A 12778-nucleotide genomic window follows, 5' to 3' on the forward strand; every position below is an offset into this window, starting at 1 on the left:
CCACGATTTCCATCGTATCAACCAGGTGGAATGAAGTGTGGCCTGTCTCCGCACACCCACACCCTGATGAAAAACGCTACCGCCTCGCAATATCCGTAAAATAGAACTTGTCCAATCGATGCCGCGACTCGGTGTATTCGAACAGCCTGCCGTCGTAGAGGTGGGTCAGGTTCTTGACCACGATCACGTGGTCCATGCCGTTCAGGTCCAGGTAGCGGCGGTCGTCGTCGTTGCAGGGCTGGGCTTCGATGATGCGCTGGGCGTAGCTGATGGTCAGCCCCAGATCCTGCTCGATGTAGCGGTAGATGGAGCCGGCGGCGATGTCCGCGTTCAGGCCCGGCACCAGGCCGGCGACGAAGTGGTTGATGTCCAGGATCACGTTCTCGCCGTCGATATTGCGCACCCGCTTGATCTTGACCATGGCGGTGCCCTCGGCCAGGCCGGTGGCCTGGGCCAGCGCCGTGTCGGCCGGCAGCTGCGCCAGCTCCGCCACCCGCGACACCACCTTGCGCCCCATGCGCTCGTTCATTTCCTGGAAGCTGACGATGCCGCTGAGCTGGAATTCGATATTGCCCGGCTTGAGCACGAACATGCCCTTGCCGTGGATTTTCTGCACGTAGCCCCGTTCCTGCAGCATGTCCACCGCCTTGCGCACGGTGCCGCGGCTGGCGTCGTAGTGGTGCATCAGCTCGGATTCTGACGGGATGCGCTCGCCCTGGGCGTAGCGCCGGTTGTCGATGTCGGCGACGATGTCGGAATAGATTTGATGGTATTTGTTCACGTTGTTTGTCTTCTTGTGCTCGCGGCCCCTGCGCGGCGAGGCCCTACCTTAGCAAGCCGGGGCCGGCGCGGCAAACCGGCGCCGCGCTCAATCCCAATAGCCCGGCGCGGCGTAGGCGGCTTTCAGATGTTCGATGAAATGCCGCACCCTGGCCGGCAGCAGCTTGCGCTGCGGCACCACCGCGTACACCGGGTAGTCCGGCGACGAGAAATCGTCGAGCACCGTCGCCAGCCGGCCTTCGGACAGATCGTCCTTGACCTCCCACAGCGAGCGCCAGGCCAGGCCCAGGCCTTGCAGCGCCCAATCGTGCAGCACCGCGCCGTCGTTGCACTCCAGCGCGCCCGACACCTTCAGGTTCACCGGCTTGCCGTCGACCGCAAAGCTCCAGCCGCGGCTCTGGCTCTCGCCCAGCGACAGGCACTGATGGCGCTGCAGATCCTCCAGCGCGCGCGGCGCGCCGTGGGCGGCCAGATAGGCCGGGGACGCCACCACCACGCGATGGTTTTCCGCCAGCCGGATCGCCACCAGGCCGGAGTCGGACAGATCGGAGATGCGGATCGCGCAGTCGATGCGGTCGCGCTGCAGGTCCACCAGCCGGTCTGACAGGTCCAGGGTCACCTTGACCTCGGGATGCAGGCGCTGAAAGGCGGCGACGTGCGGCGCCACATGGCGGCGGCCGAAGCCGGCCGGCGCCGACAGGCGCAGATGGCCGCGCGCCCTGCCGCTGCCGGACGCCACCGCCGCCTCCGCCTCAGTCAGATCGGCCAGTATCCGCTGGCAATCTTCATAAAAAGCCTCACCTTCCTGGGTCGGCGCCACGCTGCGGGTGGTGCGCACCAACAGGCGCACCCCCAGCCGCTCCTCCAGCGCGTCCAGGCGCCGCCCCACCATGGCCGGCACCACGCCCAGCTGCCGCGCCGCGGCCGACAAGCTGCCCAGCCCCACCACGGCGACGAAGGTCTCCAGCTGCTTCAGCTCGCTCATTAGCTACCTAAAAGTAAAAGATGTTGTGCAATTCATGCCATTTCTTTTTACTCGCGCGGCGAATAGACTGTCAAACATTGCATTGCAGCATCATCATGTCATCTTCTCTACACAGGAGCGCGCGCATGGCAGTCAATCTCCCGCAGGGCGTGGAAGTTCTCGCCGACATCACTCCGGCCTACGCCGAAATCCTCACCCCCGAGGCGCTGGCCTTCGTCGCCAAGCTGCACCGCCGCTTCGAGCCGACGCGGCGCGAGCGCATCGCCGCCCGCGCCGCGCGCCAGGCCGAGCTGGACGCCGGCAAGCTGCCGGACTTCCTGCCAGAAACCGCCGCCGTGCGCGCCGGCGACTGGAAGATCGCGCCGCTGCCGGCGGACTTGCTGGACCGCCGCGTCGAAATCACCGGCCCGGTGGAGCGCAAGATGATGATCAACGCGCTGAACTCCGGCGCCAAGAGCTTCATGGCCGACTTCGAGGACTCCAACTGCCCGAGCTGGGACAACCAGATCGCCGGCCAGATCAATGTCCGCGACGCCTACCGCAAGACCATTTCCTTCCAGAGCCCGGAAGGCAAGCAGTACCGGCTGAACGACACCGTCGCCACCCTGCTGCTGCGCCCGCGCGGCTGGCACCTGATGGAAAAGCACGTCAAGGTGGACGGCGAGATCGTGTCCGGCAGCCTGTTCGACTTCGGCCTGTCGTTCTTCCACAACATCCATTACCTGCGCGAGCGCGGCAGCGCCACCTATTACTACCTGCCCAAGATGGAAAGCCATCTGGAAGCGCGGCTGTGGAATCAGGTGTTCGTGTTCGCCCAGGACGAGCTGAACATCCCGCAGGGCACGATCAAGGCCACGGTGCTGATCGAGACCATCCTCGCCGCCTTCGAGATGGACGAAATCCTCTACGAGCTGCGCGAGCATTCCGCCGGCCTCAACGCCGGCCGTTGGGACTACATCTTCAGCTGCATCAAGAAGTTCAAGCAGAACCGCGACTTCTGCCTGGCCAACCGCGCGCTGATCACGATGACCGTGCCCTTCATGCGCGCCTACGCGCTGCTGCTGCTGAAAACCTGCCACCACCGCGACGCGCCGGCCATCGGCGGCATGGCGGCGCTGATTCCGATCAAGAACGACGCCGCCGCCAATGAAAAGGCGCTGGCCGGCGTGAAGGCGGACAAGGAGCGCGACGCCACCGACGGCTACGACGGCGGCTGGGTGGCCCACCCAGGCCTGGTGCCGATCGCAAACGCCGCCTTCACCGCCGCGCTGGGCGACGCGCCCAACCAGATCGCCAAGCAGCGCCCGGATGTGCAGGTGAGCGCCGCCGACCTGCTGAACTTCCAGCCGGAAGCGCCGATCACCGAAGCGGGTCTCGCCATGAACATCAACGTCGGCATCCAGTACCTGGGCGCCTGGATTTCCGGCAACGGCTGCGTGCCCATCCACAACCTGATGGAAGACGCCGCCACCGCCGAGATCTCGCGCTCGCAGATCTGGCAGTGGATACGCTCGCCCAAGGGCGTGCTGGACGACGGCCGCAAGGTGACGGTGGAGCTGTTCCGCGAGCTGCAGGCCCGCGAAGTGGCCAAGCTGCAAGCCGAATACGGCGCGCGCTGGACCCGCCAATACGAGGACGCGGCCAGGATGTTCGACTTGCTCACCACCTCGGACGACTTCGTCGAGTTCCTGACGCTGCCGGGCTACGAATACATCGCCTGACCAGCCTTTCGGCCTTCCGAACGGCCCCTTCCGGGGCCGTTTGGCATTTTCAGCCACGCCGCCGGCGCCGGACGGCATGGAACCGGCGCTTGCCAATCGGATCGAAGGGGAGTCTACTTCCCTCACATTCAGCCCAGGAGCCGAAATGAGAAAAAACCGAATCAAGCCCATGCTGTTGTGTTGCATGCTGGCCGCCGCCGCGCCGCTGGCCTCCGCCGCCGACGGCATCCAGCTCAATCTGTCCGCCAATGCCCAGCGCGACGTGGCCAACGACCAGATCAGCGCCACCCTGTATGTGCAACAAAGCAACAACCAAGCAGCGGTGCTGGCCGATAGGCTGAACAAGGCCACCGCCAACGGCCTGGCCATCGGCCGCGGCTACAAGGACGTCCAGCTGTCCAGCGGCAGCTACAGCACCTGGCCCAGCTACGACAAGAACGGCAAGATCACCGGCTGGCAAGGCCGTTCCGAAATCCAGCTGAAGAGCAAGGACTTCGCCCAGGCCGCCGAGCTGATCGGCAAGCTGCAACAGACCATGCTGCTGGAGGGCGTGCAGTTCGGCGTGTCCGACGAAGCCCGCCGCAAGGCCGAGCAGAGCATGATTCCCGAGGCCATCGCCAACCTGAAGGGCCAGGCCGAAGTGGCCGCGCGCGCGCTGGGCAAGAACGTGGTCAACATCCAGCAGCTGGACATCGGCCAGCAGAGCCACGGCTTCCGTCCGCCAGTGATGATGATGAAGGCGTCGATGGCGGGCGCGGAGGCGGCCAACGTCAGCCAGCCCGACCTGCAGCCGGGCCAGACCCAGCTGCAACTGCAGGTCAGCGGCAAGGTGGAGCTCAAGTAAGGCTTTCAGCCCCAGCCCGCTTGCGCTAAAGTAAGCACTGCGCGCGCCGGCCCCACCTTCGGGGCCGGCGTCCTCTTCCCGACCTCTCGCCATCGCTCCGAACATGAAACTGATCGCCTCTTTGACCAGCCCATACGCCCGCAAGGTGCGCATCGTGCTGGCTGAAAAGAAAATCGACTGCCCGCTGGAGGAAGACGTGCCCTGGAACGCGGACACCCGCGTCGCCGAGTACAATCCGCTGGGCAAGGTGCCTGTGCTGGAGCTGGACGACGGCTCCACCCTCTACGACTCCCGCGTGATCGTCGAATACCTGGAAAACAGCTCGCCGGTATCGCGGCTGCTGCCGCAGGACAATCGGCAGATCATCCTCACCCGCCGCTGGGAAGCGCTGGCAGACGGCATCATCGACGCGATGGTGGCCATCGTGCTGGAGCGCCGCCGCCCGCCGGAGAAGCAGATGGAGGAAGTGGTGGAGCGCCAGCGCGGCAAGATACTGCGCGGCCTGGCCACGCTGTCGGAAGACCTGGGCGAGAAGCAATGGTGCACCAGCCACGGCTACAGCCTGGCCGACATCGCCGTCGGCTGCTGCCTGGGCTACCTGGACTTTCGCGCGCCGGAAATCGACTGGCGCGCCGCCCATCCCAATCTGGACGCGTTGCTGCAGCGGCTGTACGCCCGGCCGTCCTTCCAGGATACCGAACCGCCCGCGGCCTGAGCGCCCGCCGGACGCAAAAACGCCACCGCACGCGGTGGCGTTTCGCATTGCAGGCGGATCAGATCAGCCCGGCGGCGATGTTGATCATCAGCGCCAGCACGGTGGCGTTGAAGAAGAAGGCCAGCACGCAGTGCACGGTGCCGGTGCGGCGCTGGCTGCCGTCGGTGAAGCTGACGTCGGCGGTCTGGCCCGAGGTGCCGATGATGAAGGCGAAATACAGGAAGTCCTCGTAATCCGGCTGCCGGGTGCCCGGGAACTCCAGCCCGCCCGGCAGGCCGTGCGCTTCCCTCGCGTAGAAGCCGCGCGCGTAATGCAGCGCGAACATCACATGGGTGAACGCCCACGAGGACAGCAAGGTCAGCACCGCCAGCGCGATATGGGCGGCGCGCGGCCAGCCATGCATGTCTTTCACCACCGCCAGCTCCATCACGATGGCCGACAGGCTGGCCGCCGCCGCCACGCACACCAGCAGCAGCACCAGCCATTGCCCCTCGTCCTCCACCCGGGCCCAATGCCGTATCGGCTTGCGCCCCGCCCCGAACATCATCCAGCCGGCCAGCGCCAGATACAGCCAGGCGCCGGCGTTCCAGCCGACGATGTAGCGCGTGACATCGTGCATCGCCGCGACATGGGGCAAAACCGCGATCACCAATAGGCCGAACAGCGCCGACCATGCCAGCCTGGGGCGGGCCAATATCATGCGTACCAGGATGAAACGGCGAATCATGCTCGTCATCAATGGATATCCTCCAGTGTCGAATGCGCGCGACGCGCCGCGCCCGGACTATCGGGCGGGCATGGCCTCACGCTAAATTCAAATTGCATAAAATATTTCTCTTTTCAATTCAGTTACAGCAGAATTCAGATTACAAGCACAAGAACCATGGAGAGATCATGACTTCGGCACTCGCCGCCCACCACCCGCAAGCCCCCTCCCATCCCGAACCGCAACTGGAGCCGATCTGCCGCCGCCTGGCGCTGCAGGACTTCTGCCTGCTGCCGGCGGAGCAAAGCCGTTCCCTGATGCAACGCTTCCCGGGCGCATTGGCTGACTGGACCGCCTTTCAGGACAGTTGGAACCATCTGCAGCAAGACAAGTTCATGGCGGACGGCGGCCGCTACCGCAAACGGCTGCACGCGACGCTCAGCGCCGAGCCATCCTCCCGCGTCGCGCGCGCCGAGCCCCACCGCCCACACTACCAGAGCAAGCTGTACAACCCGCTGAACGGCGGCGTGCCGCGCCATTTCGAGCCGATACGCAACGAAATCCTGCTCGGCCCCACCATGCAGGCGGCGCTGAGCCTGGGCTGCGCCATCTTCGGCCAGCTGTCGCCGTACACGCCGTGGCATATCGAAGCCCACCAGTTCCGCATCGAGGCACGCAACCGCGAACCCGGCTGGCCCACGCCGGAAGGCGTGCACCGCGACGGCGTGCATTTCCTGATGATGATGCTGGTCAAGCGTCACAATCTGGTGAACGGCGCCACCGAGCTGTTCGACCTGGAAAAACAGCCGCTGGCCTCGTTCACGCTGACCGACCCGCTGGACATCGCGCTGGTCAACGACGAGCGCGTGCTGCACGGCGTCACCCCGGTCAGCCAGCTCGATCCCTCGCGCGACGGCCACCGCGACGTGCTGCTGATCAGCTTCCGCCGCCGCTGACCCTCTCCGGCCATCCAGTTCCCGCCGGAGGCCAGGCGCGCCGGCGCGGCATCGGGACATGCGCCGGCCACGCCAAATGGTAATCTTCTTGGCCTATGCTGATGTAAACAATGGCGACGACAAGCCGGATGGAGTGGACCGTGATGAGAAGCATGCTGGCGCTGATGGCGGCCTGCTGGTTCGGCTGCGCGCCGGCCGCGGAGCTCCATGCCTATACCGAAGACGTTCCGCCGCTGAACTATCTGGACAATGGCAACGTGAAGGGTTACTCCACCGAGGTTCTGCAGCTGGTGGCGCGCGAGGCGGGCTTCAACCTGACGGTGGAAGTGCTGCCCTGGCTGCGCGCTTACGCCAAGGCCAGGGACACGGCGGGCGGGCTGCTGTACACCGTGGTGCGCACGCCGGAGCGGGAAGCCCAGTTTCAGTGGGTGGGCCCCATCGGCTCCCGCCGCATCTACATGTACCGCCTGGGCCCGCGCGGCAACATCCGCGTCGACGCCGCCAGCGACCTCACCCGCTACCGCAACGGCGTGCTGACGGGATCGGCCACCGCCAGCCAGCTGCAGGCGCTGGGCCTGCAGAGCGGCCTCAACCTGGACCTGGGCCAGAGCGACGCCGTCAACCTGAAGAAGCTGCTGCTGAAACGGGTGGACCTGATAGCCATGCTGGACTGGGCGATGGCCTGGCAGCTGCGCCTGCAGCGCCTGCCAGAAAACACCGTCGCGCCCGCCTGGCTGCTGGACGGCAAGCTGCAATACTGGTTCGCCCTGAATCCGCACACGCCCCCGGAGCAGGTGGCCAAACTGCAGGCCGCGCTGGACCGGATACGCGCCGACGGGCGGCTGCAGGCCATACGCCGCCGTTACCGCGACGACTGAGCGCGCAAACGAAAACGCCCCGGCGGCCATCCGCTCGGGGCGTGGCGATCAGGCCTCGGGACTCACTCGACGCCCAGCGCCTTCAGCAGCGCGTCCGGCGACTCGGCGCCGGCCATCGCCTCCCGCAGGCGGTTGAACGCCTCCGCGGCTTTGTCCGGATGCTTGGCGAACGGCACCAACCCGTCGTAGCTCCAGCCGGCGGCGGCCAGCGCCTGCTTGCGGAAATTCATGCCGTCGTTGCCGCCTCCTCCCATCGCGACCAGCGCCTGCTCGATCAGCGTATGCGGCAGCGGCGTGCGGCTGAGGGTGACGAAATGCTTGCTTTGGATCTCATCGAAATGCATGGAAACCTTCCCCGGGGCATAGAGTTGTTTTATTAGTATTAGTCTCAACTCGAGCGATTTGCAGGCCGGAAATCATAAAGCCGGCGCAAACGGCCGGCCTTGTCATCCGATCGGACCTGTCGCGAATCAGGACGCGCAGGCCTTCAGCAACGCGTACAGCTCGTCCTTCAGCTTCAGCTTTTCCTTCTTCAGCGTTTCTATCTCTTCGTGGGTCGCGGATACGATGCGGTCTTCCATGTTCTTGATCTGCTGATCCAGCTGGTTATGCTTGTCAAACAGGCGGGCGAAATGCGCATCCTCGGTTTTCAGACGGGTGATCCGTTCGCGGTATTCGGGAAACATCGGCAACCTCCTTCATGGCGGGTGAGGCCGGTCCGGCCGGCCATGACTTCATGCTAGCGTCCGTCCGTCCGCCTCCGTTTGATCTGTCTCAGGCATTGCCGCATCCCTAAATACGCCGACGCTGTCATCCGTCCGGCATTTGCCGCGTTAAACCCGACAGCAAGCATGGTTAAAACCAGGACAAGCCCTTGATGCCCGAAACCCGCCCCAACACACCGCCCCCCCCCTCCCCGTTCGCCGCGCTGCGGCTGCGGCTGGACTACACGCTGGAACTGCTGGGCATGCGCGGAAAAGGCCTGGCCTTGCTCGCCGGCATGATCGCCATCCTCTGGCTGGCCTCCGGCATCTACCGCGTGGAGCCCGACGAGCAGGGCGTGGTGCAGCGCTTCGGCCGCTGGACCGACACCACCGCGGCCGGCCTGCACTACCACCTGCCCTGGCCGATGGAGACCATCCAGCTGCCCAAAGTTACCCAGATCAAGCAGCTGAAGCTGGCCAATCTGTATGAAAGCGGCCCGCCCGATGCCGCCGACCCGCGCGAAAAGCAGATGCTGACCGGCGACGAGAACATCATCGAGGCCGACTGCGCGGTGTTCTGGCGCATCAAGGACGCCGGCCGGTTCCTGTTCCGCGCCAACAAGCCGGAAGAAGCGCTGCGCATCACCGCCGAAGGCGCGCTGCGCGAGGTGATCTCCCGCACGCCCATCCAGGCGGCGATGTCCAACCGCCGCCAGCAGGTGGCCGAGGAGGCCCGCGAGCTGATCCAGCAGCGGCTGGACGCGCAGCAGGCCGGCATCCTGATCACCCAGGTGCAGCTGCAGCGGGTCGACCCGCCGGCGGCGGTGATCGACGCCTTCAACGACGTGCAGCGCGCCCGCGCCGACCAGGAGCGCGCGCGCAACGAGGCCCAGGCCTACAGCAACGACATCCTGCCCAAGGCGCGCGGCGAGGCCGAGCGCATCCGCCAGGAGGCCGAAGCCTACCGCAGCCAGGTGGTCAACCTGGCCCAGGGCGAGGCCAGGCGCTTCGACTCGGTGTACCAGACCTATGCCCAGGCCAAGGACGTCACCGCGTGGCGGCTGTACCTGGAAAGCATGGACGACATGCTGAAGAAGGCCAGCAAGGTGGTGATAGACGGCAGCGGCAAGAGCGGCGCCGGCGTGTTGCCGCTGCTGCAGCTGCAGGACAAACCCAAGGCCGGCAAGGAGAACCGCTGATGGATAAGCAGTGGCGCGGAATCGGCTGGGCGGCGGGCCTGGCGGTCGTATGGCTGGCGCTGTCGGCGCAATACACGCTGAACGAGGGGCAGAAGGCGCTGGTGGTGCGCCTGGGCGCGCCGGTCAACGTGGACGGCGAGCCGGGGCTGAAATTCAAGCTGCCGCTGGTGGACAGCGTGCAGTACTACGATACCCGGCTGCAGATGCTGGCCCCGCCGCCGGAGCAGGTGATCCTGGGCGACGAGAAGCGGCTGGAGGTGGAAACCTACACCCGCTACCGCATCGCCGACACGCTGCGCTTCTACCAGGCGCTGCGCACCGAGGAGCAGGCGCGCGCGCAGCTGGCGCAGTTGGTCAGCACCTCGCTGCGGCGCGAGCTGGGCAAGGCGCCGCTGACCGATCTGCTGTCGCCGCGCCGGCGCGCCATCGTCGCCCGCATCCAGCAGGAAGTGGCGGAACGCGGCCGGCCGCTGGGCCTGGAGGTGACCGAGGTGCAGCTGCACCGCGCCGACCTGCCGCTGGAAACCAGCCAGGCCATCTACGACCGGATGAAGTCGGCCCGCCAGCAGGAGGCCAAGGAATTGCGCGCCCAGGGCGCGGAATGGGCGCAACAGATCCAGGCCAAGGCCGAGCGCGACCGCACCGTGATCCTGTCCGAGGCGCAGCGGCAAAGCGCCATCATCCACGGCGAGGCCGACGCAGAGGCCGGCCGCACCCTGGCCCAGGCCTTCAGCAAGGATCCCAAGTTCTACAAGTTCTACCGCTCGCTGCAAACCTACCGCCAGTCGCTGGCCGACTCCGCGCCGACGCTGGTGCTGTCGCCCGACTCCGCGCTGCTGCATGACCTGAAAACCGGTCCGGCGGGCGGCAAGCCATGAGCGGGACCGACATGCCGCTGCAACCATCGGCGCTGCGCCGGCTGCGCCACCTGCTGGCCGCGCTCGGCCCCGGCCTGGTGGTGATGCTGGCCGACACCGAAACCGGCAGCGTGATCGCCGCCGCCCAGAGCGGCGCGCACTGGGGCTACCGCATGCTGCCGCTGCTGTTGGTGCTGATTCCGTTGCTGTACCTGGCGCAGGAGCTGACGATACGGCTGGCGCTGGGCACCGGGCTGAGCTACGGCGAGCTGGTGCGCCGCCGCTGGGGCCGCCGCGCCGAGCGGGCCTCGGCCGCCGTGCTGCTGCTGAGCTGCCTGGGCGCGCTGGCCACGCAGCTGGCAGGCCTGGCCGGCATCGGCCAGCTGTTCGGCATCCCCGCCTGGCAGACGATAACCCTGCTGTGCGCGCTGGTCCTGGCCATGGTGTGCACCGGCAGCTACCGCTCGGTGGAGCGCATCGTGCTCTGCCTGGGCGTGTTCGAGCTGGCTTTTCTGGCCGAAGCCTGGCTGGCCCGCCCCGACCCGGGCCAGATGGCGGCGCAGCTGTCCAGCCTGCCGCTGGGCAGCCACGACTTCCTGCTGCTGGCCGCCGCCAACATCGGCACCTGCGTGATGCCGTGGACGCTCTGCTACCAGCAATCGGCGCTGCTGGACAAGGGGCTGACGCTGGACGACCTGAAGCCGGCGCGGCTGGACACGCTGCTGGGCGCCATCCTGTGCCAGATCATCACCGCCGGCATTTTGATCGCCGCCGCCGCGGCCTTCGGCGACGGCGCCGGCGGACAAAGCTTGGACACCATCCCCGAGATCGCCGGCGGCTTCACCCGCCTGCTCGGCCCCACCGGCGGCCGCCTGCTGTTCGCGCTGGCGCTGGGCGGCGGCGCGCTGGTCGCCGCCATCGTGGTCTGCCTGACCAGCGCCTGGACGCTGGGCGAACTGGCCGGACGGCGCGACTCGCTGGAAAAGCATCCGCTGGACGCGCCCTGGTTCTACGGCGGCTTCGCCGCGATGCTGGCCGGCGCCGACGCGCTGGTGGCCTCGGGCGTCAACCTGGTCAAGCTGTCCATCGTCACCTCGGTCGCCAACGCGCTCTTGCTGCCCGTGATGCTCGCCGGGCTGTACTGGCTGGCCTGCCGCGAGCTGCCGGCGCCGCTGGCGCCGAGCCGCCGCTACCGGATGGCGCTGGCGCCGCTGTTGCTGCTGCTCGCCGGCTTCAGCCTCTACGCCGGCGTCGTCGGCAGCCTGGGCTGACGCCCGATCCTCAAGGAATACGCTATGGAACCCGACAGCCTCGCCCGCTCGCTGAGCCTGACCTTCCAGGTCTCCTTCCTGGACCTCATCCTCAGCGGCGACAACGCGCTGGTGATCGCGCTGGCCTGCCGCTCGCTGCCGGAAGCGTTGCGCCGCCGCGCCGTGCTGTGGGGCACCGGCTTCGCCATCGTCCTGCGGCTGCTGCTGGCCGCCGTCACCGGCGTGCTGCTGCGGGTGCCGATGCTGAAGCTGATCGGCGCCGTCATCCTGCTGGCCATCGCCATCCAGCTGCTGCTGGGCGGCGACGAAGACGGCGGCGGCGAAGCGCTGGCGGAGCGGGCCGGCCACAGCCAGCAACTATGGAACGCGGTGATGCTGGTGGTGGGCGCCGACCTTGCGCTGAGCCTGGACAATGTGGTGGCGCTGGCCGCCGCCGCCCAGGGCAGCGTGCTGTTCCTGCTGCTGGGCCTGGCGCTCAGCGTGCCGCTGCTGATGTACGGCAGCTTGCTGCTGTCCAGGCTGATGGACGGCTACCCGCTGCTGATCCCGGCCGGCGCCGCGGTGCTGGGCTGGCTGGCCGGCGGCCTGGCCGCCGGCGACGCGCTGTGGGGGGACTGGGTGGCCAGCCAGGCCCCGGCTCTGCTGGTGGTGGCGCCGCTTCTGGGCGCGGGCTTCGTGCTGCTGCAAAGCCGCATCGTCCGCGAGCAGCGGGCCAAATTGCCGGAGCCGCCGCCGACGCCGCTGTTCGCCCCCCTGGCCCGCAGGCTGGCCAGCCTGGGCGATGCCGGAACCCATGCCGGCCCGGCCCCGGCCATCCCGCTGTCGACGCCCGCCGAAACGCCGCCCGCCAACCTCCCTCCGGCGTCCGTCGACGCCGCTACCGCGGCCGAAATCCTTCCGCCGGCGATAACGGCCTCGACCGAGCCGCTGCCGCGCGCCGGTCGCGACGATTCTCGCCTCAGCCCCGCGCTCAAGCTGCTGGTCGGCCTCGCCGCGGCGATAGGCGCGGTCGTCTTGCTGTGGCTGGCCTGGCATTTGATCAGCCAGGGCCTGCTTCCCGCGCCTCACCATCGCGCGCCGTCTCCTCACCCCTGACATCTGGTATGTATCTGGTATGCAACACATTCGAGGCAGGCAGGCTGACCTGACGGCCAGCCTGCCT

At 67.2% G+C, this 12778-nt stretch carries 14 protein-coding genes; 9 read left to right on the forward strand and 5 right to left on the reverse strand.

Going from position 1 to position 12778, the window contains the following annotated elements:
- Window positions 1-76: 76 nt before the first annotated feature.
- Together treR and CV_RS16285 are read right to left on the reverse strand one after the other, a co-directional pair.
- Complete coding sequence (gene treR, locus CV_RS16280; protein WP_011136849.1) at window positions 77-781, reverse strand: trehalose operon repressor; 705 nt, start codon at window positions 779-781, stop codon at window positions 77-79.
- Window positions 782-868: 87 nt separating this feature from the next.
- The gene (locus CV_RS16285; RefSeq protein ID WP_011136850.1) at window positions 869-1765 is read right to left on the reverse strand and encodes a LysR family transcriptional regulator; all 897 of its coding nucleotides are present in this window, start codon (window positions 1763-1765) and stop codon (window positions 869-871) included.
- Between the two features lie 125 nt (window positions 1766-1890).
- Between CV_RS16285 and aceB the strand changes: the two genes are divergently transcribed.
- From aceB to CV_RS16300, 3 genes are all read left to right on the forward strand, one after another.
- On the forward strand, window positions 1891-3486 hold the full coding sequence (aceB, locus tag CV_RS16290) for a malate synthase A (protein ID WP_011136851.1): 1596 nt from the start codon (window positions 1891-1893) through the stop codon (window positions 3484-3486).
- 145 nt (window positions 3487-3631) lie between these two features.
- Window positions 3632-4330, forward strand: coding sequence for an SIMPL domain-containing protein (locus tag CV_RS16295; protein ID WP_011136852.1), 699 nt, complete (start codon window positions 3632-3634; stop codon window positions 4328-4330).
- Window positions 4331-4433: 103 nt separating this feature from the next.
- A complete protein-coding gene (locus CV_RS16300) occupies window positions 4434-5045 on the forward strand; it encodes a glutathione S-transferase (RefSeq protein WP_011136853.1) in 612 nt (203 codons plus the stop codon).
- Window positions 5046-5103: 58 nt separating this feature from the next.
- Here CV_RS16300 and CV_RS16305 read toward each other — a convergent pair whose 3' ends face one another.
- Entirely contained in the window at window positions 5104-5781 is a 678-nt protein-coding gene (locus CV_RS16305) for a DUF1345 domain-containing protein (protein ID WP_011136854.1), read from the reverse strand.
- Between the two features lie 158 nt (window positions 5782-5939).
- Between CV_RS16305 and CV_RS16310 the strand changes: the two genes are divergently transcribed.
- Both CV_RS16310 and CV_RS16315 read left to right on the forward strand, forming a co-directional pair.
- Window positions 5940-6707 carry a 2OG-Fe dioxygenase family protein gene (locus CV_RS16310; protein WP_076227865.1) on the forward strand — a complete coding sequence of 256 codons (768 nt, stop codon included), beginning with the start codon at window positions 5940-5942 and terminating at the stop codon, window positions 6705-6707.
- 143 nt (window positions 6708-6850) lie between these two features.
- Window positions 6851-7585: a substrate-binding periplasmic protein gene (locus CV_RS16315; protein WP_080509056.1), complete on the forward strand. Its 735-nt coding sequence runs from the start codon at window positions 6851-6853 to the stop codon at window positions 7583-7585.
- A gap of 62 nt (window positions 7586-7647) precedes the next feature.
- On the opposite strand, the gene CV_RS16320 is transcribed toward CV_RS16315, so the two are convergent.
- Window positions 7648-7929, reverse strand: coding sequence for a hypothetical protein (locus CV_RS16320; protein ID WP_043596531.1), 282 nt, complete (start codon window positions 7927-7929; stop codon window positions 7648-7650).
- Window positions 7930-8055: 126 nt separating this feature from the next.
- Window positions 8056-8271, reverse strand: coding sequence for a YdcH family protein (locus tag CV_RS16325; RefSeq protein WP_011136858.1), 216 nt, complete (start codon window positions 8269-8271; stop codon window positions 8056-8058).
- A 191-nt stretch (window positions 8272-8462) separates the two neighbouring features.
- Here CV_RS16325 and hflK point away from each other — a divergent pair, with 191 nt between their 5' ends.
- From hflK to CV_RS16345, 4 genes are read left to right on the forward strand one after another with little or no spacing between them, the layout of a single operon-like run.
- A complete protein-coding gene (hflK, locus tag CV_RS16330) occupies window positions 8463-9488 on the forward strand; it encodes an FtsH protease activity modulator HflK (RefSeq protein ID WP_011136859.1) in 1026 nt (341 codons plus the stop codon).
- Window positions 9488-10366 (forward strand): protease modulator HflC, encoded by an 879-nt coding sequence (gene hflC, locus CV_RS16335; protein WP_011136860.1) that lies wholly within the window; start codon window positions 9488-9490, stop codon window positions 10364-10366. Before hflK ends, hflC begins: the two co-directional genes overlap by 1 nt.
- The gene (locus tag CV_RS16340; RefSeq protein ID WP_011136861.1) at window positions 10363-11616 is read left to right on the forward strand and encodes an NRAMP family divalent metal transporter; all 1254 of its coding nucleotides are present in this window, start codon (window positions 10363-10365) and stop codon (window positions 11614-11616) included. Before hflC ends, CV_RS16340 begins: the two co-directional genes overlap by 4 nt.
- A 24-nt stretch (window positions 11617-11640) precedes the next feature.
- Window positions 11641-12711: a TerC family protein gene (locus tag CV_RS16345; RefSeq protein ID WP_011136862.1), complete on the forward strand. Its 1071-nt coding sequence runs from the start codon at window positions 11641-11643 to the stop codon at window positions 12709-12711.
- The last annotated feature ends 67 nt before the right edge of the window (window positions 12712-12778 follow it).

Source organism: Chromobacterium violaceum ATCC 12472 (assembly GCF_000007705.1).
In the GTDB taxonomy this organism is placed as follows: Bacteria; Pseudomonadota; Gammaproteobacteria; order Burkholderiales; family Chromobacteriaceae; genus Chromobacterium; species Chromobacterium violaceum.

Bases quoted from the DNA above. Each gene is read 5' to 3' on its own strand.
- CV_RS16340 (WP_011136861.1), top strand. From the start codon at position 10,363: ATGAGCGGGACCGACATGCCGCTGCAACCATCGGCGCTGCGCCGGCTG.
- hflC (WP_011136860.1), top strand. From the start codon at position 9,488: ATGGATAAGCAGTGGCGCGGAATCGGCTGGGCGGCGGGCCTGGCGGTC.
- CV_RS16325 (WP_011136858.1), bottom strand. From the start codon at position 8,271: ATGTTTCCCGAATACCGCGAACGGATCACCCGTCTGAAAACCGAGGAT.
- CV_RS16295 (WP_011136852.1), top strand. From the start codon at position 3,632: ATGAGAAAAAACCGAATCAAGCCCATGCTGTTGTGTTGCATGCTGGCC.
- hflK (WP_011136859.1), top strand. From the start codon at position 8,463: ATGCCCGAAACCCGCCCCAACACACCGCCCCCCCCCTCCCCGTTCGCC.
- CV_RS16320 (WP_043596531.1), bottom strand. From the start codon at position 7,929: ATGCATTTCGATGAGATCCAAAGCAAGCATTTCGTCACCCTCAGCCGC.
- CV_RS16315 (WP_080509056.1), top strand. From the start codon at position 6,851: ATGAGAAGCATGCTGGCGCTGATGGCGGCCTGCTGGTTCGGCTGCGCG.
- CV_RS16310 (WP_076227865.1), top strand. From the start codon at position 5,940: ATGACTTCGGCACTCGCCGCCCACCACCCGCAAGCCCCCTCCCATCCC.
- CV_RS16300 (WP_011136853.1), top strand. From the start codon at position 4,434: ATGAAACTGATCGCCTCTTTGACCAGCCCATACGCCCGCAAGGTGCGC.
- CV_RS16345 (WP_011136862.1), top strand. From the start codon at position 11,641: ATGGAACCCGACAGCCTCGCCCGCTCGCTGAGCCTGACCTTCCAGGTC.
- CV_RS16285 (WP_011136850.1), bottom strand. From the start codon at position 1,765: ATGAGCGAGCTGAAGCAGCTGGAGACCTTCGTCGCCGTGGTGGGGCTG.
- CV_RS16305 (WP_011136854.1), bottom strand. From the start codon at position 5,781: ATGACGAGCATGATTCGCCGTTTCATCCTGGTACGCATGATATTGGCC.
- aceB (WP_011136851.1), top strand. From the start codon at position 1,891: ATGGCAGTCAATCTCCCGCAGGGCGTGGAAGTTCTCGCCGACATCACT.